Origin of the sequence: Rhodopseudomonas telluris (assembly GCF_042432815.1) — a bacterium.
GTDB classification, from domain to species: Bacteria; Pseudomonadota; Alphaproteobacteria; order Rhizobiales; family Xanthobacteraceae; genus Rhodopseudomonas; species Rhodopseudomonas telluris.
The window spans coordinates 190,350-216,142 of record NZ_JBHLWM010000001.1 but is presented as its reverse complement, the minus strand read 5'-3'; the positions used below and the strand labels follow the sequence as shown (position 1 = coordinate 216,142).

Sequence of the window (25,793 nt, the reverse complement as noted above, 5' to 3'; positions counted from 1 at the left end):
AACCATGCGGCAAACCTGGGGCAAGCTCAGCCAGCGGGCGCCAGCCCGACCATGCTGCGAATCTGTTGCGGCGAGACGCCAGCCGCTCGCAACTCGCGCAGTCCGGTGGCCGCGGACGACTTCGACAGTTTGCGGCCCTCGGCATCGCGCAACAGTCGATGGTGTCGATATACCGGCGTCGGTAAATCGAGCAGAACCTGCAGCAGGCGGTGCACGCTGGTCGCCCAGAACAGGTCGGCGCCGCGGACCACCTCGGTGACGCCCTGCAGCGCATCGTCGATCACGACCGAGAGGTGATAGCTGGTCGGCGTCTCCTTGCGGGCGATGACGACGTCGCCCCAAGCGTCGGGCCGCGCCGCGACCGTGCCGGTCTCGCCGGCGGGCCCCTCGCCGCGTTCGGACCAGCTCAGTTCGCCGACGAGCGCGCGCGCGGCGTCCATATCGAGCCGCAGCGCATAGGGCGTGCCGGATGCGATCAGCTTCGCCCGTTCGGCCGCGCTGAGCGTCTTGCCGCTGCCGGGATAAAGCGGCGCGCCGTCGGGATCGCGCCGCCAGGGCGCGACCGCATCCCGGGCGGCGACCAGGCGGGCGATCTCGGCGCGGCTTTCGAACGCCGGGTAGACCAGGCCACGCGCGGTGAGTTGCGCGACAGCGTCGCGATAGAGATCGAGGTGATCGGACTGGCGACGGACCTCCGGCTCCCAGGCGATGCCGAGCCAGGCCAGATCCTGATAGATCGCCGCTTCGTAGTCCGGCCGGCAGCGGGTGGTGTCGATGTCCTCGATCCGCAGCAGCAACCGCCCGCCGCCAGCCCGCGCCAGATCGGCGTTCAGCAGCGCCGAATAGGCGTGGCCGAGATGCAGATAGCCGTTCGGGCTCGGGGCGAATCGGAAAACGGGTGGCGGCATCGAAACCCCGGCGTCATTGCCGGGCTTGATCCGGCAATCCATCGCGTAGACGATTTATCTTACGATCGCGGATGGATGCCCGGGTCAAGCCCGGGCATGACGGTCTCGGCGCATGCAGCCGCCCATCACCACAAGGCGACCACGAGCCATGACCATCCATCTCGACACCCAGGCCGACCTCCAAGCCGCGATCACCACGCTGGTGAAGCAGGACCCGCGGCTGCGGCCGGTGCTGAAGACGGCCGGCATGCCGGCGCTGCGGCGGCGCGATCCCGGCTTCAAGGGGCTGGCCGCGATCGTCTGCGGCCAGCAATTGTCGGTGGCGAGCGCGGCGGCGATCTGGGCGCGGGTCAGCGAGGCCTACGATCCGTTCGACCACGCCGCGATCAAACGCGCCCGCACCGACCGGCTCGGGCGGCTCGGCCTGTCCGCCGCCAAGATCAAGACGCTGAAGGCGCTCGCCAAGGAGCTGCACGCCGAACGCCTCAATCTCGACGTCCTCGCCAATGAGGACGCCGACGTGGCGCACGCCACGCTGACCGCGCTGCACGGCATCGGGCCGTGGACCGCGGACATCTATCTGTTGTTCTGCCTCGGCCACGGCGACGCCTGGCCGGCCGGCGATCTCGCCGTGCAGGAGGCGATGCGGATCGGACTCGGCCTGCCGGCGCGGCCGACCGTGAAGCAGATGGCGCCGCTCGCCGAACCCTGGCGCCCGCTGCGCGGCGCCGCGGCGCATCTGTGGTGGGCCTATTATCACGCGGTGAAGAAGCGGGAGGGCGTGATCGCCGGGAAGACGGCCTCGTAGCCCGCATGCAGCGAAGCGGAATGCGGGGCTGGGATCCGCGATTGCGCTACGCTCCATCGCGGCTACAGAGAATTCGAACTACGCGAAAAACGACAAGGCGCACCGGCGGAGTCCGCCGGCGCGCCCCTCGTAACTCGCTGGTTCCCAGGCGCCGGGGCGCCCTGGCCGAGTCGACCTTGTCAGGTCAAATCAGCGGGCGGCCCCAACGAGGTGACAGCGTTTCGAGTGAGACACTGGATCACCTCCTTTCGTTGTTTCAGGAAGCTTCAAGATAGGAATGATTCTGCCTTTTGCAAAGCCCCGTCTGCGGCCGATCGTGCCGATCGCCGAGAGAACGGAACGGGCGTGTCGTCTCGTGGTTGTTCCGGCTCACAGGGAGTAACCACAATGACAGCGGAAGCAGACGAGACCGTCAGCCTCATCGGCAGCGACAAGGTGCAAGGCACGGCGGTGTACGGCGCCGACGGCGAAAAGATCGGCAGCATCGAACGGGTGATGATCGAGAAGATGAGCGGCAAGGTGTCGTATGCGGTGCTCAGCTTCGGCGGATTCCTCGGCATCGGCGACGACCACTACCCGCTGCCCTGGCCGTCGCTGAAGTACAATGTCGAGCTCGGCGGCTACCAGACGATGATCACCAACGACCAGCTGCAGAACGCGCCGCACTATGCCCGCGACGACGAATACGACTGGAAGGGCGCCCGCAAGGTCGATGATTATTACGGCGTCGCACTGACGTAGGACGCCTCCGAAGGATGGGCAAAGGCGCGACAGCGCCGTGCCCATCCTGCGCGGCCACTTCGGCAAGAGCAACTCAGGTGGGCACGCTTCACTTTGCCCACCTGTCCTCTTGACCTTCCCTCTTACTGTCCCGCCCGACGATGATCGACGATCTCTGGTACAAGAACGGCGTGATCTACTGCCTGTCGGTCGCGACCTATATGGACGCGAATGGCGACGGCGTCGGCGATTTTCGCGGGCTGCTGCGCCGGCTGGATTATCTGGCGGGGCTCGGCGTCACGGCGATCTGGCTGATGCCGTTCCAGCCGTCGCCCGGCCGGGACGACGGCTACGACATTTCCGATTACTACAGCGTCGATCCGCGCTACGGCACGCTCGGCGATTTCGTCGAATTCACCCATGGCTGCAAGCAGCGCGGCATCCGGGTGATCATCGACCTCGTGGTCAATCACACCTCCGATCAGCACCCGTGGTTCAAGGCGGCGCGCGCCGACAAGGATTCGCCTTACCGCGACTGGTACGTGTGGTCCGACAAACAGCCGCCCCACGCCGATCAGGGCATGGTGTTTCCCGGCGTGCAGAAGACGACTTGGACGCACGATAAGCAGGCGAAGGCCTGGTACTTCCACCGCTTCTTCGAATTCCAGCCCGACCTCAACACCGCGAATCCGCACGTCCAGGCCGAGATCTTGAAGATCATGGGATTCTGGATCCAGCTCGGCGTGTCGGGCTTCCGGATGGATGCGGTGCCGTTCGTCATCGCCACCAAGGGGCCGAAGGTGCGCAAGCCGGTCGAGCAGTTCGACATGCTGCGGACGTTCCGGGAATTCCTGCAGTGGCGCAAGGGCGACTCGATCATCCTGGCCGAAGCCAACGTGCTGCCCGAGGACGATTTCGAGTATTTCGGCGACGACGGCGACCGGATGCAGATGATGTTCAACTTCCACGTCAATCAGCATCTGTTCTACGCGCTGGCCTCCGCCGATACGCGGCCGCTCGCCAAGGCGCTCGCCGACACCAAGCCGCGGCCGGCGACGGCGCAGTGGGGACTGTTCCTGCGCAACCACGACGAGCTCGACCTCGGCCGCCTGACCAAGCCGCAGCGCAAGACGGTGTTCGACAAGTTCGGTCCCGACAAGTCGATGCAGCTGTACGACCGCGGCATCCGCCGCCGGCTGGCGCCGATGCTCGGCGGCGACGCGCGGCGGTTGCGCCTCGCCTACAGCCTGATGTTCACCCTGCCCGGCACGCCCGTGCTGCGCTATGGCGACGAGATCGCCATGGGGGACGACCTCAAGCTGCCGGAGCGCGGCTGCGCCCGCACGCCGATGCAATGGTCGACCGAGCCGCATGGCGGTTTCACCAAAAGCGAACGCCCCGACGTACCAGTGATCGACCACGGGCCATATGGTTATCAGCACGTCAACGTCGCTCAGCAGCGGCGCGATCCTGAATCGATGCTGAACTGGACCGAGCGCATCATCCGGATGCGCAAGGAAGTGCCGGAAATCGGCTGGGGCGACTTCAAGGTGATCTCCGCGCGCAATCCCGCCGTGCTGATCGTGCGCTACGACTGGCGCGGCAATTCGGTGCTGTTTCTGCACAATCTCGACGAACGGCCGCACGAAGTCTCGTTCGCGACCGGCCTGGCGGGCGACGCCGGCGCGCGGCTGATCGATCTGCTGGGCGACGATCACTCCACGGCCGGCGCGAACGGCCGCCACACCATCATGCTCGAGGCTTATGGTTACCGATGGTACCGGGCCGGCGGCCTGGACTACTTGCTGAAGCGCAGCGACATCGACCATGTCCAGGATGGCCATCCGGGCTGAGCCAGACTGAGGCCCCTCGGCAGGATATTTGTTCACCTCGTTGACGATCGGCCGGAGTTTCTTCGACGGTTTTTACATAGCTTTAGTTCCATCCGGTCAAAGTCCGGTCTCGACGCGCGCGGGGCGCGGGATCGAGGCCGTCCATGCAGAGGTTGTTCGCAGACATCCGTGCAACTCGCTTGCTTCGTCGCTTTGCCAGCGACCGCTCCGGCAACATTGCGGTGATCTTCGCGATCTCCCTGCTGCCGATGCTGGGATTTGTCGGCGCGGCGATCGACTATTCGACCGCCAACCGCATCCGCACCAAGCTGGAATCCGCGCAGGACGCAGCGGTGCTGCTGGCGGTCAGCAACTCCGAAATCAACAGGTCGGCCGCGGACGCCCAGGCGGACGCCCTCAAATTCTTCAACGCCACGGTCGGCGCCTACGGGCTGACCGCGACCGTCAACCTGACCGTGGCGGACAGCAACGGCAAGCGCAGCGCCACCTCGAGCTTCTCCAGCACGATTTCGACCAACTTTCTCAACCTGGTCGGCTTTCCGACCCTGACGGTCAGCGACAAATCGACCTCCACGGTGTCGATGCCGATCTACCAGGACTTCTATCTGCTGCTCGACAATTCGCCGTCGATGGGCGTGGCCGCGACCACCTCCGACATCTCCACGATGGTCAACAACACCTCGGACAAGTGCGCCTTCGCCTGTCACGACATGTCGAATTCGAACAACTACTACAATCTCGCCAAGAAGCTCGGCGTGACGATGCGGATCGACGTCGTGCGCCAGGCGGTGCAGCAGCTCACCAGCACCGCGACCGCGATCTCCGCGGTGAGCAACCAGTTTCGCATGGCGGTCTACACCTTCGGCAGCTCCTGTTCGTCGCTGGGCCTGACCACGATTTCGAGCCTCACCTCGAGCATGTCGAGCGTGCAATCGTCCGCCGCCGCGATCGATCTGATGACGATCCCGAAGCAGAACTACAACAACGACCAGTGCACCGACTTCGACAACACGCTGGCGGCGATGAACAGCACGATCCCGACGCCGGGCGCCGGCACCTCCGACAATCCGCAAAAATGGCTGTTCTTCGTGTCCGACGGCGTTGCCGACGCGAACTATCCGTCGACCTGCTCGCGGACGCCGCTGGGCAACGGCCGCTGCCAGGAGCCGTTGACCACGGCGCAATGCACCGCGATGAAGAACCGCGGAATCCAGATCGCCGTGCTCTACACCACCTATTTGGCGCTGCCGACCAACCAGTGGTACATGGACTACATCGCGCCGTTCAATCCGGGCCCCTACGGCCCGTCGACCAACAGCCAGATCGCCGCAAATATGCAGAGCTGCGCGTCGCCGGGCTTTTACTTCGAGGTCAGCCCGACCCAGGGCATCTCCTCCGCGATGGACGCGCTGTTCAAGAAAGCCGTCGCCAAGGCGCGCCTGAGCAGCTGACGCGCGTCACGAACAGTGGCGCCTCACCCTGAGGGCCCGGCAAAGCCGGACATCTCGAAGGACGAGGAGACACATTGCCGGCGGCGCATGGGTCGAGACGGCGCGCGCCCCTCACCATCAGCTTGTGCCTCGACCCTCCCCTTGAGGGGGAGGGTCGGCGGGTAGCGCGCGGAGCGCGGTGCCCGCCGGGGCGGGGTGAGACGCGGGCACGGCGGATGAACTCTTCGCCACCCCACCCCGCTCGCTGCGCGAGCGACCCTCCCCCTCCAGGGGAGGGTGATCCTCCACCTTGGCTACACCACCGGCTCGGGGGCCGGGCCGATGATCACGCCCTCGTTGCCGCGCAGGTCTAGCGTGGCGCCGATGCGCTCGCCGGTGCGGTCCATCAGGGTCGACAGCAGCACCTCGCCGTCCAGGCCGAACGCCTCGGACGCGGCCGAGATCGGCTCGTCGCCGAGATTGAGCGCGATCAGCAGCGAGCGGCCATCATGCTGCCGGCGATACAGCAGCAATTCGCCTTCGGCCGCGAGCGGCAGATAGTCGCCGCGGGTGAGCTGCGGAGAGGCGCGGCGCAGCCGCAGCAGCGCGCGATAGAGGTTGAGGATCGACTGGCCGTCGGCGCGCAGATTGGCGACGTTGTCCTGCGCGGCGTCGGCCGCCAGCGGCAGCCACGGCCTGCCCTCGGTGAAGCCGGCGTGCGGCGACGCATCCCACTGCATCGGCGTGCGGCAGCCGTCGCGGCCGACCCCGATGCCCGGCACGTTCTTCTCGAACGGGTCCTGCACGTCCGCGGGCGCGATCGGCACCTGCGGCATGCCGATCTCGTCGCCGTAATACATCGTCGGCGTACCGCGCAGCGTCAGCAGCAGCATCGCGGCGACTCGGGCCTGCGCCTCGCCGACCCGGCTCGCCACCCGCGGCCGGTCGTGATTGCCCAGCACCCAGTTCGGCCAGGCGCCGACCGGCAGCGCCCGCTCGTAGCGGTCGATCAGCGCGGCGATCTCCCGCGCGCGCCACGGCGTCGACAGCAGCGCGAAATTGAACGGCAGCTGCGCGCCCTTCAGCTCCTTGCCGTAATAGGCGACCAGCCGTTCGATCGGCAGATAGATCTCGCCGATCAGCAGGCGATCATCGAACTCCTCCAGCACGGCGCGCATCTCGGCGACGACGTCGAGGGTTTCGAGCTGGTCGGTCGAATGCACCGGCTGCAGCGCCGCGTGCGGCGGCATGCCGGGGGCGAAGTCGGGGTTGGGCGGATTGTCGCGAAACTGGTCGTCCTTGATCAGGTGCCAGATCACATCGACGCGGAAGCCATCGACGCCCTTGCGCAGCCAGGCCCGCATCGCGTCGTAGATCGCGGCGCGAACCGCCGGGTTGCGCCAATTGAGGTCCGGCTGCTGCTTCAGAAACGCGTGGTAATAATACTGCCCGGTGGCCGCATCGAACTCCCAGGCGCTGCCGCCGAATTCCGAGAGCCAGTTGTTGGGCGGGCCGCCGTCCGGCGCCGGATCGCGCCACAGATACCAGTCGCGCTTGGGGTTGTCGCGCGACGACCGGCTTTCGACGAACCACGGATGCTGCTCCGACGAATGGTTCGGCACCAGGTCGAGGATCACCTTGAGGCCGCGCGCATGGGCGGTCAGCACCAGCGCGTCGAAATCCGCCATGGTGCCGAAGATCGGATCGATCCCGACATAATCGGCGACGTCGTAGCCGAAATCGGCCATCGGCGACGGGAAGATCGGCGACAGCCACAGCGCGTCCACGCCGAGGTCGGAGAGGTGGTCGAGCCGGTCGATGATGCCGGGGAGGTCGCCGATGCCGTCGGCGTTGGAGTCCTGAAACGAGCGCGGATAGATCTGGTACAGCACCCCGCTGGCCCACCAGGACGGGCTCGACACGCTCTCCATCGGCTTTCCTTTTCTTGTTGTGCGTCACACAAAGCCCGGCTGGCCGCCTTGTTCCGGCGGCGGCTGATTTCGCCTCATGGCACAGGGATGCGTCGGCGGCATGAACCTCTGTCCGGGCGACACCGGACAGAATTACGCCGCGCGATCGGCTAGGCGTTTCCGCGAGCGACACTCATCAGCAAAAGGCAAAGCCGGCGGCTGGGATCGATGGCGGAGCCGCCGACTCGCGTCGGCACTTCCAACATCACGTTACCGGCAAGCGAGGGACGAGGTAATTAAATCCGGCTGCAGATTGATCCTGAGCAAGCGCATTCACGCGACGCTTACTTAGTCTTGTGCGACGCGTTGTCACCGGTACGCGAATGCCTAAATTAGCTTGCCGCAACGCGAAAATGTGCGAGATTGGGAACCGGGTCACGGCCGTCGAATTGTCGGTGAATACTGAGATTCTTTTGCCCACCCATCACGATCGAGGAAGGTAAGCATGACGCAAATTGTAAAAGCATATGACGACGCGAAGAAGGCTCAGGCGGCTGTCGCCGAGCTGAAGGCAGCCTCGTTCGACAACGCCGAACTCATCACGAATGGCACCAACGGTACTTTGGTAAGTGTCGACCCGCCGTTCGGCAAGGGGGCCCAGGCCGAAGCCATCCTCAATCGCCACGGCCCGTCGAAGGCGACGCCGAGCTACGCCAGCGGCTCGCTGGGCTCGTCCGCCAACCTCACCGGCGCACCGCGGCTGACCGACTCGCGCACCACGCTGGGCGGCATCTTCCCGGAGCTGACCAGCTCGAACTTCTTCCTGTCGTCGATGTTCGGCCCGCTGCTGTCGGCTTCGCAGAAGCCGTTCTCGTCGCTGGCGTCGAGCCAGAAGCCGTGGTCGTCGCTGTCCTCGAATCAGAAGCCGTTCTCGCAGCTTGCTGCTAATCAGAACGGTTCGGCCAAGCTGATCAACGACCCGGCGCCGTTCTCCTCGATGCTCGGCCTGCCGGTGCTACTCGGCCGCTGAACTCATTCGCGCAATCCTGAACTGATCATCAGCGCCGGGCCCTCGCCCGGCGCTTTTGTTTGCGCGCGCCCGCTGGCGGGTTCCAGATTCCACTTGCGCGCCGCACGGCCTTCCGGAATCAATCGGTTCCCGAGGGCTGAGGATGCAAATTAGTCTTACTCAACGCGCTGATCGGGCACCGCTGCTAACAGGTAGCGGGCTGACGCATCGCCGCGCGCGCGGCGCGGCGGAGGCCGGCGATGCTTGAGCTCGGCATTCTCTGCATCATCGCGCTGGCCGCGATCTATTGGATGACGATGTGGCTGGTGGGGCGGCACGAGGATGTGCTGTACGGCTCATTCGTGACGCCGACGCCGGGCGCCGCGGGCAGCGAAACGCTTGAGCCAGATCGGGAGCTTCCGCCCGAACTGCCACGCCGGCCGCGTGTGGCGCGGCCGGAGCCCGCTCCGGATATGTTCGCCAGGGAGAAGCCGGTGCTGGCCGAGCGACGTCCCACGCTGCCGGTGCCGAGCTCCGCACCGCTGCAGCGCAACAGGCCGGAGGCCGAACCCACTCCGCCGCAGCGCAACGAGATGCTGGCGTCGCTGCTTGAAACCATCAAGCGGGATCTCGGCGAAGTCAGCCGCCGCTAAGCTGAGCAACCAAGCCTCGGCGGGCGATGCGGGCGATCACCCTCGCCCGCCTGGACGGGCCGGCCGATTAGTCCGGCCGGCGCGGCGGGAATGCCGCCCGGGCGTGCTGATGCTCGGCCTCATGGTCGCTCATGATCACTACACCAAACAGGATCACAACGGTGGACAGCGCCCCGGCTGCAATCAGCAGCATGTCGAAATTCATCATGATCGGATCCCCCCTGCACGAGATGCAGTAGCAGCAGCATCGCGCTGCGTCGGGAGAGCGACGTTGACGCCGATCAACTCCGTCCTCCGTCTTTAGAGGACAGCGATGCGTTCGCGGCGGAGCTCGGGCTGAAGCACGGGGAGCGAGAGCCAGTTAGCAGTCGCCGTCAGCGGGCGCGGACGTGCAGCCGCAACAGCGTCGCCACCGCCCGCAGCGTCGGCATCGGTTGGCCGACCAGTTCGGCCAGCTCCAGGGGCGCCTGCGCGATGGCGCCGAGTTCGGGCTCGCGGCCGTGGCGGACGTCCTGCAGCATCGAGGTCGCGAACGGGCCGGCGCTGCGCAGCACGGCGAGCAGTTCTTCGATCTCCGGATCGACGGCCCGGCCGACGCGCGCGGCGAGGTTCGAGACTTCCAGCGCGATGTCGGTGACCAGGCGGATGGTCTCGGCATCATGGCCGAGCTGCTCCAGCGTCGCGCCGGTCAGCGCGGTGACCACATTGGTGGCGGCGTTGCGGATCAGCTTGCGCCAGACGGCGCGGCGGATATCCGGATCGACCCTGACGGCGATGCCGGTGTCGGAGAATTGCGCCGCGAGCGCGGCGAGCGGCGGATCGCCGCCGACGGCGCCGAGCTGCAGCTCCTGCCGGCCGCTGACGATGACGTGACCGCTGCCCAGCATCGTCACCCGGCTGTAGACCACGCAGCCGATCAGCCGCTCCGGCTCGAACAGGGGCAGCAGCGCGCCGTCCGGATCGACCGCGGCGATCGGCCGGTCGCCGAGCGGCGCCCGTTCGCCGAGCGCGTACCACCACGGCAGGCCGTTGATGGCCGGCATCAGCAACGCGTCCGGCCGCATCGCCGGCGCCAGCCGCGGCAGCAGCGCCGGCAACGCGCCGGCCTTCACCGCGACGATCACCAGATCATAGGCCGATAGATCCGCGAGATCGGCCAAAGCCGGCCGGAAGGCGAAATCGCGGTCGCCGTCGCGCAGGGTCAGGCCGTGCGTCGCGATGAAAGTCTGCCGCGCGCCGCGCGCCAGCACCGCGACCTCGTGGCCGCCGGCTGCCAGCCGCACAGCCAGCGCGGTGCCGATCGCGCCGGCGCCGACCACACAGAGTTTCAGGCGAGCGGGCGCCACCGATGCCCCGATGGCGCCCGTGCCTTGCGCCCCGCCGCTCATGGCGTTCAGAACGCCGGCCCCTGCGCCTTGGTCATGCGGCGCACCGCGGCGTCGAAGAACAGCCGCGCGAAGCTGCTTTCGGCGATCAGATCGCGCGAGCTGTCGACGCATTGCTGCTTGACGTGATCCGGCAGCGGCGTGTCGGGACCGGGAATGCCGCCCGCGGCGCACTGGATCTCGCAGGCACGCTGCACCGTCCACAGCAGCATGAAGGCGCGCGGAATGTCCGGCGCGCCGACCGCGACGCCATGGTTGCGCAGGATCAGCACGTCGCCCTGCCCGAGGCTGGCCAGCATGCGCTCGCGCTCGTCGTCGTACAGCGTGATGCCCTCGAAGGTGTGATAGCCGACGCGGCCGGTGAGCTGCGCGCCGTAGAAGCTGTCGTGGCTGAGGCCGCCCTGCTTCTGCGCCACCGCCGACATCGGCGTGGTGTGGGCGTGCAGCACGCAGTGCAGATCCTCGCGCGCCGAATGGATCGCGCCGTGCAGCGCGAAGCCGGCCGGGTTCGGCTTGTAGTTGGAGGTGCCGATCAGCTCGCCGGAGACGTCGACGGTGAGCAGATTGTCGGGCGTCACCTCGTTGTAGTTGAGGCCGAACGGATTGACGAGGTAGCGCTTCTCGGCGCCGGGCAGCCGCACCGAGACGTGGTTGAAGATCATCTCGGTCCAGCCGAAGAAATCGATCAGCCGATAGCACAGCGCCAGCTCGGTGCGGAGCTGGGCTTCGGTCATGTGATTCATCGAGGCATGGGCGTTCATGAGCGTGGTGCTCCTGGTTGCTACGAAGACCGTCCCCGCCGGAGCGACGCTTCGGCGGGCCGCGTGTCAGGCGTGGTGGTCCGCCGCCGCGGCGGTGCGCACGCCCAGATAACTGGCGATGACGTCCGGATTGGCCGCGATCTCGGCGGCCGGGCCTTCCAGCACGAAGGCGCCGGATTCCATCACGTAAGCGTAGTCGGCGATGCGCAGCGCCGCCTTGGCGTTCTGCTCGACGAGGAGACACGACATGCCGAGGTCGCGCAGGCTCGCCACCGTCTTGAGAATGTCGCGGGTGATCAGCGGCGCGAGGCCGAGGCTGGGCTCGTCGAGCAGCAACAGTTGCGGCTTCGACATCAGCGCCCGGCCCATCGCCAGCATCTGGCGCTCGCCGCCCGACAGCGTCTTGGCCGCCTGCGCCTTGCGCTCGCGCAGCCGCGGCATCAGCGCGTAGACCTCTTCTAGCCCGGCCTCGAGATCGCGGTGGCCCTGTTGATAGCGGGCGAAGCCGCCGAGCCGCAGATTGTCCTCGACGCTCATCGGCCCGAACAATTCGCGCGTCTCCGGGATCAGCGTGACGCCGCGCCCGACCAGCGCCTCGACGCTCGGCTGCTCGGCGGCGGTCTCGCCGAAGAACGTCAGCGCGCCCTTGACCGGCAGCAGCCCCATCAGGCCGCTGAGCAGCGTGGTCTTGCCGGCGCCGTTGGGGCCGATGATGGCGATGATCTGGCCGCGGCGGACATTGAGGCTGACGCCGTGCACGACGTCGACGCGGCCGTAGCCGATGTTGATGCCGTCGGCCCGCAGCAGAACGTCGCTCGTCGTCGCGGTCATTCGGCGCCTCCGAGATAGGCCTCGATCACGGCCGGGTTGCGCTGGATCTCGCACGGCGTGCCTTCGGCGAGCTTCTGGCCGAACTGCATGACGACGATGCGATCGGCGAGGTTCATGACGAAGTCCATGTCGTGCTCGACCACGATCACCGCGATGCCCTCGGCCTTGAGCTGCTTCAGCAGCCGCGCCAGCGCCTGCTTTTCGAGATGGCGCAGGCCGGCGGCGGGTTCGTCCAGCAGCAGCAGGCACGGATCGGAGGCGAGCGCGCGGGCGATCTCGAGTACGCGCTGCTGGCCGAGCGAGAGGCTGCCGGCGGTCTGCGTCGCACCGCTCTCCAGCCCGACGCGGGCGAGCTGGCGCAGCGCCTCGCCGATCAGCCGCGCCTCGGTCGGACGATCGAGCCGCAGCGCCGCGGAGGCGAACGAGGTATCGACACGGGCGTGGGCGCCGAGCGCGGTGTTCTCCAGCACGGTCATCTCGGGAATGATGCGGACGTGCTGGAAGGTGCGGCCCATGCCGTCGCGGGACAGCGTGCGCGGGAAGTAGCTGCTCTCGCGGCCGAGGAAATGCACGGTGCCGCTCGACGGTCGCTGCACGCCGGAGATCAGGTCGAACAGCGTGCTCTTGCCGGCGCCGTTCGGACCGATCAGCGCCAGGATCTCGCCGGCCCTGGCATCGAGGCTGATGTCGCGATTGGCGGCGATCGCGCCGAAATTCTTGGAGACGCCGCGCACCGCCAGCACGGTTGCGCCCGGCTGCGGCTTGTCGCGCGCCGGCAGCGGCGCGGTGTCCTTGGACATCGACCACGCCTTCGGCAGCCGCATCCCGGTGAGATCGAGCAGCGCAGGCCAGATGCCGCGCGGCAGCAGCTGCAGCATCGCCATCGCCACGATGCCGAAGATGATCACCTGGAAATCGCCCTGCATGCCGATCAGCAGCGGCAGATTGGTCTGCAGCCACTGATTGGTCAGCACCACGATGCCGGAGCCGACCAGCGCGCCGCCGATCGAGCCGGCGCCGCCGATCACCGCCATGAACAGATATTCGATGCCCTGATTGAAGGAGAACGGCGACGGATTGAGGAAGCGCTGATAATGCGCGTAGATCCAGCCGGCCAGCGCCGCGAGCAGACAGGCGATGACGAAGGCGGCGATCTTCGCCCGCCAGGTGTCGACGCCGAGGCTCTCGGCCATGATGGTGCCGGACTTCAGCGCCCGGATGGCGCGGCCGGGGCGGGAGTCGAGCAGATTTGTCATCGCCAGTTGCAGCAGCAGCAGCGCGCCCCAGATGCCGATGTACCAGGCCTTCGGGCTGTGGACCGCCCAGCCCGCGATGGTCAGCGGCGGGATGTTGGTCATGCCGGCCTGCCCGCCGGTCTGCGGCAGCGCGGCGAACAGATAATAGGCGACCACCGCGAGCGACAGCGTCGCCAGCGGCAGATAGTGGCCCGACAGCCGCGCGGTGATCAGCGAGCCGAACAGCGCCAGCACGAAGGCGACCGCGAGCGCCAGCGGCAGCGTCAGCCATGGCGACAGGCCGTAGGTCGAGGAGACGTAGCCGGTGATGTAGGCGCCGATGCCCACATAGGCGGCCTGCGCGAACGAGGTCAGCCCCGCGACGCCGGTGAGCAGCACCAGGCCGAGCACCACGATGGCGGCGAGGCCGACATAGTTCAGCAGCGCGATCTCGTAGTCCGAGATCAGAACCGGCGCGGCCGCGACGGCGAGCACGAAGGCGATGCCGAGGCCGGCCTTGATCCGGCGGCGAAGCTGCAGCGCCTGCGGCGAGAGATTAGCCGGCGCCGGCAGCGGCTCGGCGCCGTGGTCGTCGTCTTCCTTGATGCGGTGCTGGCGCAGCGTCTGCACCAACAGGATCGGAATGATCAGGCTGAAGACGATGACTTCCTTGTAGGTCGAGGCGAAGAACGACGAGTAGCTCTCGAGCAGGCCGATCAGCAGCGCGCCGAGCGCCGAGATCGGATAGCTGGCCAAGCCGCCGAGAATCGCGCCGACAAACCCCTTGAGGCCGAGCAGGAAGCCGGTGTCGTACAGGATCGTGGTGGTGGGCGAGATCAGCACGCCGGCCAGCGCGCCGATGAAGGCGGCGACCAGGAACGAGGTGCGCCCGGCCAGCGAGGTCGAGATCCCCATCAGCCGCGCGCCGGTGCGGTTCAACGCGACCGCCTGCATAGCCTTGCCGTAGAGCGTGTGTTGCGAGGCGAAGTACAGCGCGGCGATCACCACCACGGTGACGCCGAGGATCAGCAGCGTCTGCCCGGCGATCGGCACGCCCATTACTGGAAACGTAACGTCGAGCAGCGGCGCCGAGCGCTGGCCGCTCGGCCCGAAGATGTACAGCGCCAGCCCGGTCATGACGAAATGCAGCGCCACCGAGACGATCAGCAGCACCAGCACCGACGCGTCGGCGAGCGGCTGATAGACGATGCGATACAGCAGCGGGCCGGCGGCGGTGATCACCGCGATCGCCACCACGGCCTTCAGCAGCAGCGGCAGGTCGAAGCTGGTCGCCGCATAGGCCAGCGCCAGCACGATCAGTGCGCTGGCAACGCTGCGCAGGCTCGACAGCAGCAGCGTGGCCAGCCGCTGCTTGCGCCAGCCGCCGACGAGGTCGAGCACGACGTGCAGCGCGATCAACAGGCCGAGCAGCGGGATCGTGCCCGGCCGCTGGCCGTCCTGCATGGTGACGAAGGTCAGCGCCCCGTAGGAGACGAACTCGCCCTGCGGCACGAAGGTGATGCGGGTGACCGAGAACAGCACCACGATCGCCACCGCCAGCAGCGCGTACACCACGCCATTGGCGATGCCGTCCTGAGCCAGAAACAGAGCGACGACGAGATTCACGAAGATCCTTTCGGGCGACGCGAACGTTGCGCCGTCTGCCGTGCGGTGGTCGAGCGAAGCGCGGGTCTGATTGAGCTCACCGCGGACCGCGTGAGGCGATCCGCGGCGAGGCGGCTGTTACTTCAGCAGCTGCCAGGCGCCGTCCTTCACCGTGATGGTGACGATGCTGCGCTTGTCGAAGCCGGAGTGATCGGCGGGGGTCATGTTGTAGACGCCCTGCGCGCCGGTCAGCTCCTTGACGTTCTCCAGCGCGTCGCGCAGCGCGGCGCGGAATTCCGGCGTGCCGGGCTTGGCCTTGGCGGCGGCGATCGGCACGGTGCGCTCGAGCAGCAGGCCCGCATCCCAGACGTTGGCGCCGAAAGTGCCGGGCGCGACGCCGTACACCTTGGTATAGGCATCGATATAGGCCTGGCCCGAAGCCTTGGACGGCACGTCGTCGCCGACCTGCGCCTGCACCAGCATCGGGCTCGCGGCCAGGATGGTGCCCTCGACCTTCTTGCCGCCCAGCTTGAGGAATTCCGGCGTCGCGGCGCCGTGGGTCTGGTAGATCTTGCCCTTGTAGCCCTGATCCACCAGCGTCACTTCCGGCAGCACCGTGGTGGCGCCGGCGGCGCCGACCAGCACGGCGTCCGGCGCGGCCGACAGGATCTTCAGCGCCTGGCCGGCCACCGACGTGTCGGAGCGGCCGAAGGTCTCCTCGGCGACCAGCTTGATGCCCTCCTTCTCGATCACCGACTTGAACGCCTTGGCGAAGTTGGCGCCGAGCGGATCGTTGGTGCCGATGAAGGCAACTGTCTTGACGCCGTTTGACTTCATGTGCGCGACCAGCGCGTCCATGACGAGGTTGTCGTTCTGGGTGGTCTTGAACACCCACTTCTTCTTGTCGTCCATCGGCAGCACCACCGCGGTGGAGCCGACCGGCGCCAGCATCACGGTCTGGGCGTCGGCGATGAACGGCAGCACTGCGACCGCGTTGGGCGAGCCGGACGGGCCGATGATGGCGTCGACCTTGTCCTCGATCAGGAACTTCTGGACGTTCTTGGTCGCCTGCGTCGGGTCGCTGTTATCATCCATGTAGATGTAGTCGACGGTGACGTCGCCGATCTTCTTCGGCAGCAGCGCCACCGTGTTCTTCTGCTGCAGGCCGACCACCGAAATCGGCCCGGTCGACGACGCGATGACGCCGACCTTGACCTGGGCCATCGCCGGGCCGGCCAGTGCGGTCAGGATCGCCGCGGCCGCGAACGCCTTGAATGTGTGCATGAGGTCCCTCTTCCGATCCGTCGTTGCGGGGCCGCCACCGGCTTCGCGGCTGCGGCCGCTCGGGTCAGGCGCGGTGATCTGCAGAGGGTTTTAACGCGACTAATTCCCGTCTGCATGACGGGTCCAATTAGTGAAATATTCCAGCGAACAATCAAGCAACTTATAACGGCGCGCTGCACAATATCTCGCGACGATTTGCTGCTTTCGCAGTCAAATCGCCTGCGATCGACGCACCCACGGGGTACCGCTCCGCGCCGACGGGCAGCCGGAAACGATCGGGATTTCCGTGGCTTGCAGGCGTCAGCGGGCTATGGCGACAGGTTGTCGTAGATCTTGACCGACAGCGTATTGAGAAGCTGCACCTCGGCCTTGGTCAGCCCGCGCAGCGCTTCCTTGAACAGATACGCGACCTTGTCCCGCACCACGTCGAGCACCTGCTCGCCCGCTGCGGTGATGAACACTTCGGTCGAACGCGCGTCGGTGCTGGAGGTCCGGACCGTCACCAAGCCGTCGTCGGTCATCCGGTTGATGATCTTGGCCATGGTGGAAATATTGACCACCGCCTCGTCGGCGATCTGCGACACGGTGATGGGCCGCCCCTCGACCAGCAGCATCAGCACCCGCCACTTCGGCACGTCGAGGCCGGCAGGCTTGAGGATCGCGTTCATCCGCGCCGAATAGCGCGCCAGCATCCGCACATTGTGAAAGAACGGCGAGCGGTTGGAGAGAAACCGGCTGTCATCGGCCCGGATTCGCCGCTTCATGCCGTCGGTCTTGCTCTGCATCTGTCCGTCCTGACTCATCGATCGGTCACGTCTCGTGCGATGCAGCGCCGCTCGCTGCACCGCCACGACACTTCCCGAGATTGTGGAAAATGACAATATCTCGCCGGGCCCATCGACAATTATTCCAGACGCTCCGGCACGACATATTGCGAGGAATGCCGAACGGTTCCTGCCATCGTGAGCTACACGCAGTTCTGCCTCTGATAGGATCAGAGCTGGCAAAGATGGCCTAGCCACAAGCACCACCTCATGGTGAGGAGGCGCGAAGCGCCGTCTCGAACCATGGGCGGCGAGTCCCGCGCGGCCCATCCTTCGAGACGCCCGGCTTCGCCGGGCTCCTCAGGATGAGGACTCAGTGCCTGTGGAGAGCGACATCGCTTCGATCCATCAACGGGCAGCTCTAGCGCTGCGCGCGGCGTGCAGCGTGCGCCGCAGCATCGCCCGATTGCCTGTCCGGTTCGCAGGATGAGTACGGCGCGTGCAGGCAAACGCCCGAAATTGATGCGCGGACGCTCGATAATTCACTGGAATGTTCGAGTAGTTCATGATTGTCTTTTGCAGGTAGCGAGGTCGTCGATGCGCGGTTCGCAGCATCGAACTCCTCGCAGCGCGGACGCCAGCGCCAACCGCAAAGAGGACACCATGACCGACGTCGCCAGCGTGATCCACCTGAAGCCGGCCGCGCCGATCGAGGATTTCGACGCGCTGGTCGCCGACATCCGGGCCCGCCGCGCCGAATTCGGCGCGCAGCAGCACGTTTCGCAGGACATCATCGAACGGCTGCGCAAGGCCGGCATCTACCGGGCGATGGTGGCCCGGATGTTCGGCGGCGACGAGAAGAGCCCGGCTGACTTCTGCCGGATGATCGAAAAGATTTCGCAGGCCGACGGCTCGACCGGATGGGTCGCGAGCTTCGGCGCCGCGGCGACCTATCTCGCCGCGCTGCCCGAGCCGACGCTGCGCAAGCTCTATGCGAACGGCCCCGACGTGGTGTTCGCCGGCGGCCTGTTCCCGCTGCAGCCGGCCAAGCGCACGGCCGATGGTTTCCTGGTCAACGGCACCTGGAAGTTCGGCAGCGGCTCGACCGGCGCCTCGCTGATCGGCGTCGGCATTCAGGTCGAAGGTGACAGTTCCGGCGGCCTGCCGCGGGTCGCGGTGATGCCGGCCGACAAGGTCGAGATCCGCCCGAACTGGAACGTGATCGGCCTCGAAGGCACCGGCAGCCACGATCTCGTGGTCAAGGATGTGGTCGTGCCGGAAGAATGGACGCTGATCCGCGGCGGCGCCGCCTCGGTCGATGCCGACATCTATCGCTACCCGTCGCTCGGCCTCGCCGCGCAGGTGCTGGCGGTGGTCGGTCTCGGCGTCGCCCGCGCCGCGCTCGACGACGTGATCGAGATGGCCGGCGGCCGCGTGTCGATCACCGGCGCGCCGAAGCTCGCCGATCGCGGCTATGTGCAGGTCGCGGTCGCGAAGGCCGAAGCCGAACTGCGCTCCGCCCGCGCCTTCTTCTACGAGGCGACCGACGAGGTCTGGGACATCGTCCGTGCCGGCGACAAACCTTCGGTCGAAACCACCACGGTGCTGCGGCTCGCCGCCAGCCATGCGGCCAAGACCGGCGCCACCGTGGCGCGGATGGCGACCGAACTCACCGGCACCACTTCGATCTATCAGGGCCACCCGCTCGCCCGCGCGCTGACCGACAGCTTCGTGGTGGCGCAGCACGCTTTCCTCAACGAAGGCACGCTGCAGAGCGCCGGCCGCGTGCTGCTTGGCCTGCCCTCGGTGCCCGGCTTCCCATGATCCCGCGCTTCCATCCGCTTCCGCCGATTTCCCAGCGACAAGGACCTGACCGATGACCAGCCTCGCGGAGCTCACCAGCAATCCGGACGAATTGATCCGCCAGGATCGCGTCCGCACGCCGCTCTACACCGACCCGGCGATCTTCGAAGCCGAGATGACCAAGATCTTCCACAACACCTGGGTCTGGGTCGCGCATGTCAGCGAGATCCCGAACAACGGCGACTTCAAAATGGCGCAGGTCGGCCTCGAGCCGGTGATCGTGGTGCGCGACCGCAAGGGCGAGGTTCACGTCCATCTCAATCGCTGCCGTCATCGCGCCGCGACGCTGTGTGAAGTCCGCAAAGGCAAGACCTCGAGCTTCGTCTGCCCGTATCACGGCTGGGGCTACTCGCTGGACGGCAAATTGCGCGGCGTGCCGTATGAGAACGGCTACAACGAGGAGCAGATCGACCGCAGCAAGCTGTCGCTGAAGTCGCTGCGCGTCGAGGAATACAACGGCCTGTTGTTCGCGACCTTCCGCGACGACATCGAGCCGCTCGCCGACTTCCTCGGCCCGGCCAAGAAGTGGATCGACCTGTTCATGAAACAGGGCGGCGGCTATCCGGTGAAGACGCTGGGCGAGCACAAATTCCGCTTTCCCGGCAATTGGAAGATCCAGCTCGAGAACACCACCGACGCCTATCACTTCCCGCTGGTGCACAAATCCTTCCTCACCGCGGTCGATAAAGAAACCGAGCAGCAGCTCGACATGCTGAACAATGGCGGCTTCGTCGAAGATCTCGGCAACGGCCACAGTGTGATGGTGATGATCCCCGAACTGATCGACCTCGACGACAATCTCGAAGCGCCGATCCCGGAGAAATTCGCCGACCTCGCCAAGGAGCTCGCGGCCGAAGGCTACTCCGACACGGACGTCCGCCGCATCGTCCGCGCCGTCGGCGGCTCGGGCTTCAACATCAATCTGTTCCCCAACCTCGCCTGCTCGATGGCGTTCTTCCGCGTGCTGCAGCCGATCTCGGTCAACGAGACTGAGATCCGCCACATCGCGATCGGCATGGACGGCGGCCCCGCGGCGGCCAACCGCGCCCGCATCCGCCTGCACGAATTCTTCCAGGGCCCGATGGGCTTCGGCAGCCCCGACGACGCCGAAGTGTGGGACCGCGTCCAGCACGGCGCCAAGGGCGGCGAGGACATGTGGATCATGCTCCATCGCGGCCTCAACAAGGAGGACAGCCTGCCGGACGGAAGGCACCGCAGCGACGTCAGCGCCGAAACCGGCATGCGCGCCGCCTATGATCAGTGGAAGCGGATGATGACGGTCTGACCATGAACATGCCCATCAACATGACGACGACAATTCCCGCGACGACCGCATCGACCATCACGCTCGCCGAGGCGATGGAATTCGCCTGGATTGAGGCCGATCTGCTCGACCATGCCGTCTATGAGGAGTGGCTGGCGCTGTGGACCGACGACGCCCGCTACATCGTGCCGATCGAACCCGGCGTCACCGACTTCGAGAACGCCGTGAACTACGCCTATGACGACCACGAGATGCGCAAGAAGCGCGTCGACCGACTGCTCAGCGGCCAGTCGGTTTCGGCCTCGCCGGTGGCCCGCACGGTACGCTCGCTGTCGCGCTTCCGGCTGCTGAAGTCCGACGCGGCCTCGTGCGAGCTGCGCTGCGCGCAGATCATCACCGAATTCCGCCGCGGCCGCGAGCGGACCTACACCGGCGACGTGGTGTTCGAACTGGTGCGCGGCGAGTCCGGCCTGAAGATCCGCCGCAAGGTGATCTGGCTGATCAACTCCACCGAGGCGCTCGGCGGCATCGGCTACATCCTATGAACGCTGCGGCGACAAACGGCGGCCGCGTCGCGCTCGTCACCGGCGGTGGCGGCGGCCTCGGCGAGATCATCGCCGGCGCGCTGCACGGTGCCGGCTACCGGGTGGCGATCGGCGATATCGACGAGGCGGCCGCCAAGGCGGTCGCGGCGCGGCTGGATGCCAGCGGCGCGACCGCGCTCGCACTCAAGCTCGACGTTCGCCGCAAGAGCGACTTCGACGCCGCGCTGGCGGCGATCCTGGCGCGCTGGAACGCCGCGCATGTGCTGGTCAACAACGCCGCCGTCACCGTCGCCCGACCGGTGATGGAGATCTCGCCCGAAGAGTTCGACGAGGTGATCGCCGTCAATCTGCGCGGCACCTTCCTCGGCTGCCAGGTGTTCGGCGCTTACTTCCGCGACGCCGGCCACGGCCGCATCGTCAACATGGCGTCGCTCGCCGGCCAGAACGGCGGCACCGCCACCGGCGCGCACTACGCAGCGTCGAAAGGCGGCATCGTCACGCTGACCAAGGTGTTCGCGCGCGATCTCGGCAAGTCGGGCGTCACCGTCAACGCGATCGCGCCCGGACCGCTCGATCTGCCGATCGTCCACAAGACCGTGCCGGCCGAACGCTTCGCCGAGTTCAAGGCGAACATTCCGGTCGGCGACATCGGCGATCCCGCCTTCGTGGCGCAGATCGTGCTGCAGCTCGCCTCTCCCGAATCCGGTTTCGTCTCCGGCGCGACCTGGGACGTCAACGGCGGGCTGTTCATGCGATGAGGGCGGCGATGATGACCACGGTCGAACGCAGCGAGTTTCGCGAGGCGATGAGCCGGCTGGGCGCAGCCGTCAACATCATCACCACCGATGGCCCGGCCGGGCTGCACGGCCTGACCGCCTCGGCGGTGTGCAGCGTCACCGACGATCCGCCGACGCTGTTGGTCTGCGTCAACCGCGCCTCCAACGTCCACGCCGCGCTGTCCGCCAACGGCGTGCTGTGCGTCAACGTGCTGGCGAGCCGGCACCAGGACCTATCCAATCTGTTCGGCCGCGGCGGCATTCCGGTGCACGAGCGCTTCGCCGGCGCGGAATGGCGCGTGCTGCATACGGGCGCGCCGGCGCTCGCCGATGCGGTCGTCAGCCTCGACTGCAGCATCGCCCAGGTGACGGACGTCGGCACCCACAGCGTGTTCTTCTGCCGCGTGCAGGCGATCGCGCTCGGCGCGCATCCCGAGGGGCTGATCTACTTCAACCGCGCCTATCACGACATCGCGCCGTCGGCGCACGACGTCTGCCATTCGTAACGAGGCCCGCATCATGACCATCGACCAACTCGCCGCCACCGTGCAGGCGCTCCAGGACCAGGTCGCGACGCTGACCGCCGAGGCGGAGATCCGCCGCATCCAGGCGCGCTACATGTTCCTGTGCGACACGCCCTGCCCCGAATTCGGCGTCGAGGACGACGCCGAGCGGATCGAGCGCATCGTCGATCTGTACGCCGAGGACGCGATCTGGGAAGGCGTCGGCGCTTACTACGACAATCAGTTCGGCCGCAGCGTCGGCAAGGACGCGATCCGCAAGCACTTCCAGGGGTTCTGGGAACAGAAGCGCGATCCGGCGCTGGCGCTCAACGTGCACTATCTCACCTCCGAACAGATCCATGTCCGCGGCGACGAGGCCGATGGCCAGTGGGTGCACTGCCAGCCCTGGATCTTCAGCGACGGCTCGTCGCTGCTACGCTCCAGCCGGCTCAATAATCTCTTCCGCAAGCAGGACGGCGTCTGGAAGATCGCCCGCACCCGTACCGAGAACCTGTTCGTGGCGCCGCTCAAAGCGGGCTGGGCCGAAAGCGTGCCGGAGAAATCCGTGCTGATGCGGCCCTGAGCGATTACGCCTCATTCGACGATTGAAGGACACCTGATGACCACCACTCTGTCATTCGCCGACGCCGTGCCGCTCGAAGCCGACGCGTTGCACCGCCTGCTGCAGGCCTGGTTCCGCGCCGAGGGCAGCGACGATCCGGCCGCGATCCGCGCCCGCTTCGACGACGGCTTCAACATGGTGAGCCCCGCCGGCAAGGTGCTGCCGTTCGCGCAATTCTCCGCCGGCCTGCCGGCGATGCGCGGCTCGCGGCCGACGCTGATCATGGAGATCAGCGAGGTCGTGGTGCGCTATCAGGACGACAGGACGGCGCTGGTCACCTATCGCGAGCGCCAGATCCAGGACAGCGGCACCACCGACCGCCTCTCCACCGCGCTGTTGATCAAGCGCGACGACCGGCCGACGCCGGTGTGGCGGCATCTGCAGGAGACCTGGATCACACCGTGACCGCCGTCACGCCCGACACGACAGAGCTGCAGGAATCTCCGATGGCCGAGGCCGAGATGTGGAAGACCTATCGCTATAACGGCTTCCGAGTGATGGTCATCCAGCAATGGGACGACCCGTTTGGCCGCCGCATGGTCCGCATCGAAAGCCTCGACGACGGCGGCGAACACGCCACCGGGATGTTCGAGGCGGATTTTCTAAAGGATGCGGAGGCGGAATAGGGCCGACCGAGAGCGGCTGGAGCGGGCGAAGGGAATCGAACCCTCGTATGCAGCTTGGGAAGCTGCCGTTCTACCATTGAACTACGCCCGCGCACTGGTCGCGAAACCTGGCCGCGACGCGGCCGGTCCCTCTGATTAGCCGAGACGGCGGCCTTCGCCAAGGGGCTGAGGCGCGATCCGCCGATCGCGGCCGCGTCCCCTACCCGCCGATTTGCACAGCACAAACGGCGCCGGCAAATTCTGAAATTAACAATTCGGTAAGATTTCGGATGCGCTCCCGAAGGCCGTTGCTATAGTCGCGCCATGGGTGGGGCTGCGTACACGATCTTCGATACATTGATGGGCCGATGCGGCATCGCTTGGGGCGACGACGGCGTTCTCGCCGTCCAGCTCGCCGAGAGCCGCGAGATCGACACCCGCCGCAGGCTGCTGCGGCAATGTCCCGACGCCCGCGAGAGCCGGCCATCAACGGATGTCACCAGCGCGCTCGCCGGCGTCGCCGCCGCCCTGCGAGGCGCGCCGGCGGATTTCTCCGACGTTCAGCTCGACCTCGGCGGACTTCCGGCGTTCGATTGCCGGGTCTATGACGCGATCCGAGCCATTCCGCGCGGCGAGACCGCGACTCATGCCGATCTCGCCAAACGGGTCGGCTCCTCCGGCGCCCTGCATGCGGTCGGCCACGCCATCCGACGCAATCCGTTCGCGCTGATCGTGCCGTGCCACCGCGCGCTGCAGATCGCCGGCGACACCAGCGGCACCTCCGCCAATGGCGGCGTCATCACCCGGCGCCGGCTGTTGGCGATGGAAGGCGCGATCGCGGCGGGCGGACCGAGCCTGTTCGACGTGCTGCTCACCGCCGCGCCGCGGCAACCCGATCTCTGATCCGGCCACCGCGAACTGCGGCGCTCCGCCTCAGTCGACCATCGGCGGCGTCATCACCGCCACCTTCTTCGGCTCCCAGCGCGTCACCAGCACGCTCAACGCGCAGCCGAGCCCGAGCAGCACCATCGAGGCGGCGGCCAGCGCGAAGAAATTGCCGGCGCTGCCGTGGTTGATCATCAGCAGCCAGCCGCCGATCACCACGAAGATCAGCCGCGCGGTCTGCGCCAGCACCGGACCCAGCACCTTGGCGGCGCCCTGGGCCGAGAAATACAGCGAGATCGACAGGCCGATGAACGCGTAGAACGGCGCCGCCGCCTGCAGATAGCGCTCGCCGGCGAGCTTGACGCCCGGGTCGCTGCTGAACAGATCGACCCACAGATGCGGGAACATCGCGATCGCGCTGCCGAACACGCCGACGGACAGGAACGACACCAGCGCCGCCGTCCAGGCGATCCGCCGCGCACGCTTGATGCGGCCGGCGCCGATCGCCATGCCGATCATCGGCACCGAGGCGATGCCGACCGCGAACGCGATCGAGGTCAGCATGAATTCGAGCCGCGCGCCGATGCCGTAGCCGGCGAGTACCGCGGTGCCGAAATGCGCCAGCATGTGGGTGAAGATGGTGATCGTCAGCACCGACTGCAGCGGCGTGAAACACGCCACCGCGCCGACCTTGAGGATGTCGAAGAACATGCCGCGCTCGATCCGCAGCCCGCTGAAGCTGGGCTGCACCCGGGCGCGACCGGAGAAGATGTACCAGGCCATCACCGCGACGCTGGTCGAGAACGCCGTCAGCGTGCCGGCCGCGACGCCCGGCATGCCGAAGCTCGGGATCGGGCCGAGGCCGAGGCCCAGCGTGCCGCCGAGCACGATCTGCAGCACCGCAGAATTCAGGATCATCAGCGACGGCAGCTTCATGTTGCCGGTGCCGCGCAGGATCGCCGCCAGCGTGTTCATCAGCCACGGCACCACCGCGCCGGCGAAGAAGATATGGACGTAGGAGATCGCCTGCGCCAGCACGTTGCCGCGGCCGCCGAGCAGTTCCAGCGCGCGCGCGCCGAAGATCAGCATGCCGAGCGTGAAGACGACGCCGAAGCCCAGCCCGATCAGCAGCGCGTGCATCGCCAGTTGGGCGGCGCGCTCCTGATCGCCGGAGCCGAGCGCGCGGGCGATCGCCGAAGCGACGCCGCCGCCCATCGCGCCGCCCGACATCGTCATGGTCAGGATCACGAACGGAAACACCAGCGCCATCGCAGCCAGCGCCTCGGTGCCGAGCCGGCCGATATAGGACGTCTCCGCCACCACCACGCAGGTGCCTGCGGTCAGCGCCAGCACATTGGGCCAGGCCAGCCGCAGCAGCGTCGGCAGGATGGCGTCGTCGAGCAGCGGATTGTTTGGCGGAGGCGGCGGCTCGGCGCCGGGCCGCAGCAGCGGCTCGGCCGCGACGGGCGGCAATTCGGCGACGGCGACGTCGGACATCGTTTCCTCCGGGGCCCGATCTGACTGCCGTGCCTTGCGTCGTTCCTAGCATCGATCCGCCGCAAAGCGAGCGCGCC

General features: G+C 67.0%; 25 protein-coding genes and 1 tRNA gene. 15 read left to right on the top strand and 11 right to left on the bottom strand.

Annotation, left to right across the window (positions count from 1 at the left end; genetic code table 11):
• Window positions 1-26 precede the first annotated feature (26 nt).
• Complete coding sequence (gene gluQRS, locus ACFFJ6_RS01010; RefSeq protein ID WP_378383441.1) at window positions 27-908, bottom strand: tRNA glutamyl-Q(34) synthetase GluQRS; 882 nt, start codon at window positions 906-908, stop codon at window positions 27-29.
• A 148-nt stretch (window positions 909-1,056) separates the two neighbouring features.
• Between gluQRS and ACFFJ6_RS01005 the strand changes: the two genes are divergently transcribed.
• The 4 genes from ACFFJ6_RS01005 to ACFFJ6_RS00990 all read left to right on the top strand — a co-directional run bounded on the left by ACFFJ6_RS01005 (window position 1,057) and on the right by ACFFJ6_RS00990 (window position 5,740).
• Window positions 1,057-1,716, top strand: coding sequence for a DNA-3-methyladenine glycosylase family protein (locus tag ACFFJ6_RS01005; protein WP_378383439.1), 660 nt, complete (start codon window positions 1,057-1,059; stop codon window positions 1,714-1,716).
• Window positions 1,717-2,103: 387 nt separating this feature from the next.
• Window positions 2,104-2,457: a PRC-barrel domain-containing protein gene (locus ACFFJ6_RS01000; protein ID WP_378383437.1), complete on the top strand. Its 354-nt coding sequence runs from the start codon at window positions 2,104-2,106 to the stop codon at window positions 2,455-2,457.
• 140 nt (window positions 2,458-2,597) lie between these two features.
• Entirely contained in the window at window positions 2,598-4,289 is a 1,692-nt protein-coding gene (locus ACFFJ6_RS00995) for an alpha-amylase family protein (protein ID WP_378383434.1), read from the top strand.
• 143 nt (window positions 4,290-4,432) lie between these two features.
• Complete coding sequence (locus ACFFJ6_RS00990) at window positions 4,433-5,740, top strand: TadE/TadG family type IV pilus assembly protein (RefSeq protein ID WP_378383432.1); 1,308 nt, start codon at window positions 4,433-4,435, stop codon at window positions 5,738-5,740.
• A gap of 293 nt (window positions 5,741-6,033) precedes the next feature.
• On the opposite strand, the gene ACFFJ6_RS00985 is transcribed toward ACFFJ6_RS00990, so the two are convergent.
• The gene (locus ACFFJ6_RS00985) at window positions 6,034-7,650 is read right to left on the bottom strand and encodes an alpha-amylase family glycosyl hydrolase (RefSeq protein WP_378383429.1); all 1,617 of its coding nucleotides are present in this window, start codon (window positions 7,648-7,650) and stop codon (window positions 6,034-6,036) included.
• A gap of 484 nt (window positions 7,651-8,134) precedes the next feature.
• On the opposite strand from ACFFJ6_RS00985, the gene ACFFJ6_RS00980 reads away from it, so the two are divergent.
• Together ACFFJ6_RS00980 and ACFFJ6_RS00975 are read left to right on the top strand one after the other, a co-directional pair.
• A complete protein-coding gene (locus ACFFJ6_RS00980; RefSeq protein WP_378383427.1) occupies window positions 8,135-8,659 on the top strand; it encodes a hypothetical protein in 525 nt (174 codons plus the stop codon).
• Window positions 8,660-8,898: 239 nt separating this feature from the next.
• Window positions 8,899-9,291, top strand: coding sequence for a hypothetical protein (locus ACFFJ6_RS00975; RefSeq protein ID WP_378383424.1), 393 nt, complete (start codon window positions 8,899-8,901; stop codon window positions 9,289-9,291).
• 67 nt (window positions 9,292-9,358) lie between these two features.
• Here the strand turns inward: ACFFJ6_RS00975 and ACFFJ6_RS00970 are convergent, their stop codons facing one another.
• The 7 genes from ACFFJ6_RS00970 to ACFFJ6_RS00940 all read right to left on the bottom strand — a co-directional run bounded on the left by ACFFJ6_RS00970 (window position 9,359) and on the right by ACFFJ6_RS00940 (window position 17,177).
• The gene (locus ACFFJ6_RS00970) at window positions 9,359-9,499 is read right to left on the bottom strand and encodes a hypothetical protein (protein ID WP_378383422.1); all 141 of its coding nucleotides are present in this window, start codon (window positions 9,497-9,499) and stop codon (window positions 9,359-9,361) included.
• A gap of 166 nt (window positions 9,500-9,665) precedes the next feature.
• Window positions 9,666-10,637, bottom strand: coding sequence for a ketopantoate reductase family protein (locus ACFFJ6_RS00965; protein ID WP_378383420.1), 972 nt, complete (start codon window positions 10,635-10,637; stop codon window positions 9,666-9,668).
• A gap of 47 nt (window positions 10,638-10,684) precedes the next feature.
• Window positions 10,685-11,437 (bottom strand): class II aldolase/adducin family protein, encoded by a 753-nt coding sequence (locus tag ACFFJ6_RS00960; RefSeq protein ID WP_378383418.1) that lies wholly within the window; start codon window positions 11,435-11,437, stop codon window positions 10,685-10,687.
• 66 nt (window positions 11,438-11,503) lie between these two features.
• The gene (locus ACFFJ6_RS00955) at window positions 11,504-12,268 is read right to left on the bottom strand and encodes an ABC transporter ATP-binding protein (RefSeq protein WP_378383415.1); all 765 of its coding nucleotides are present in this window, start codon (window positions 12,266-12,268) and stop codon (window positions 11,504-11,506) included.
• Window positions 12,265-15,129 (bottom strand): ABC transporter permease subunit, encoded by a 2,865-nt coding sequence (locus tag ACFFJ6_RS00950; protein WP_378383413.1) that lies wholly within the window; start codon window positions 15,127-15,129, stop codon window positions 12,265-12,267. The genes ACFFJ6_RS00955 and ACFFJ6_RS00950 overlap by 4 nt, the downstream gene beginning before the upstream one ends.
• 117 nt (window positions 15,130-15,246) lie before the next feature.
• Window positions 15,247-16,392, bottom strand: a complete 1,146-nt coding sequence (locus tag ACFFJ6_RS00945; RefSeq protein ID WP_378383411.1) for an ABC transporter substrate-binding protein — start codon at window positions 16,390-16,392, stop codon at window positions 15,247-15,249.
• A 308-nt stretch (window positions 16,393-16,700) separates the two neighbouring features.
• Complete coding sequence (locus tag ACFFJ6_RS00940) at window positions 16,701-17,177, bottom strand: MarR family winged helix-turn-helix transcriptional regulator (RefSeq protein WP_378383408.1); 477 nt, start codon at window positions 17,175-17,177, stop codon at window positions 16,701-16,703.
• 642 nt (window positions 17,178-17,819) lie between these two features.
• Between ACFFJ6_RS00940 and ACFFJ6_RS00935 the strand changes: the two genes are divergently transcribed.
• From ACFFJ6_RS00935 to ACFFJ6_RS00900, 8 genes are read left to right on the top strand one after another with little or no spacing between them, the layout of a single operon-like run.
• A complete protein-coding gene (locus ACFFJ6_RS00935; RefSeq protein WP_378383406.1) occupies window positions 17,820-18,980 on the top strand; it encodes an acyl-CoA dehydrogenase family protein in 1,161 nt (386 codons plus the stop codon).
• A 52-nt stretch (window positions 18,981-19,032) separates the two neighbouring features.
• Window positions 19,033-20,304: an aromatic ring-hydroxylating oxygenase subunit alpha gene (locus tag ACFFJ6_RS00930; RefSeq protein ID WP_378383403.1), complete on the top strand. Its 1,272-nt coding sequence runs from the start codon at window positions 19,033-19,035 to the stop codon at window positions 20,302-20,304.
• A 2-nt stretch (window positions 20,305-20,306) separates the two neighbouring features.
• Window positions 20,307-20,828, top strand: a complete 522-nt coding sequence (locus ACFFJ6_RS00925) for an aromatic-ring-hydroxylating dioxygenase subunit beta (protein ID WP_378383401.1) — start codon at window positions 20,307-20,309, stop codon at window positions 20,826-20,828.
• Complete coding sequence (locus ACFFJ6_RS00920) at window positions 20,825-21,586, top strand: SDR family NAD(P)-dependent oxidoreductase (RefSeq protein ID WP_378383398.1); 762 nt, start codon at window positions 20,825-20,827, stop codon at window positions 21,584-21,586. Before ACFFJ6_RS00925 ends, ACFFJ6_RS00920 begins: the two co-directional genes overlap by 4 nt.
• Before the next feature lie 8 nt (window positions 21,587-21,594).
• Window positions 21,595-22,110, top strand: a complete 516-nt coding sequence (locus ACFFJ6_RS00915; RefSeq protein ID WP_378383396.1) for a flavin reductase — start codon at window positions 21,595-21,597, stop codon at window positions 22,108-22,110.
• A gap of 13 nt (window positions 22,111-22,123) precedes the next feature.
• Window positions 22,124-22,690, top strand: coding sequence for a nuclear transport factor 2 family protein (locus ACFFJ6_RS00910; protein WP_378383393.1), 567 nt, complete (start codon window positions 22,124-22,126; stop codon window positions 22,688-22,690).
• A gap of 36 nt (window positions 22,691-22,726) precedes the next feature.
• On the top strand, window positions 22,727-23,134 hold the full coding sequence (locus tag ACFFJ6_RS00905) for a DUF4440 domain-containing protein (RefSeq protein WP_378383391.1): 408 nt from the start codon (window positions 22,727-22,729) through the stop codon (window positions 23,132-23,134).
• The gene (locus ACFFJ6_RS00900) at window positions 23,131-23,355 is read left to right on the top strand and encodes a hypothetical protein (RefSeq protein ID WP_378383388.1); all 225 of its coding nucleotides are present in this window, start codon (window positions 23,131-23,133) and stop codon (window positions 23,353-23,355) included. Before ACFFJ6_RS00905 ends, ACFFJ6_RS00900 begins: the two co-directional genes overlap by 4 nt.
• A gap of 17 nt (window positions 23,356-23,372) precedes the next feature.
• Here ACFFJ6_RS00900 and ACFFJ6_RS00895 read toward each other — a convergent pair.
• A tRNA-Gly gene (locus ACFFJ6_RS00895) sits at window positions 23,373-23,446 on the bottom strand.
• Window positions 23,447-23,658: 212 nt separating this feature from the next.
• On the opposite strand from ACFFJ6_RS00895, the gene ACFFJ6_RS00890 reads away from it, so the two are divergent.
• Window positions 23,659-24,237, top strand: a complete 579-nt coding sequence (locus tag ACFFJ6_RS00890; RefSeq protein ID WP_378383386.1) for a methylated-DNA--[protein]-cysteine S-methyltransferase — start codon at window positions 23,659-23,661, stop codon at window positions 24,235-24,237.
• A 30-nt stretch (window positions 24,238-24,267) separates the two neighbouring features.
• Here the strand turns inward: ACFFJ6_RS00890 and ACFFJ6_RS00885 are convergent, their stop codons facing one another.
• A complete protein-coding gene (locus tag ACFFJ6_RS00885; RefSeq protein WP_378383384.1) occupies window positions 24,268-25,716 on the bottom strand; it encodes an MATE family efflux transporter in 1,449 nt (482 codons plus the stop codon).
• Window positions 25,717-25,793 lie beyond the last annotated feature (77 nt).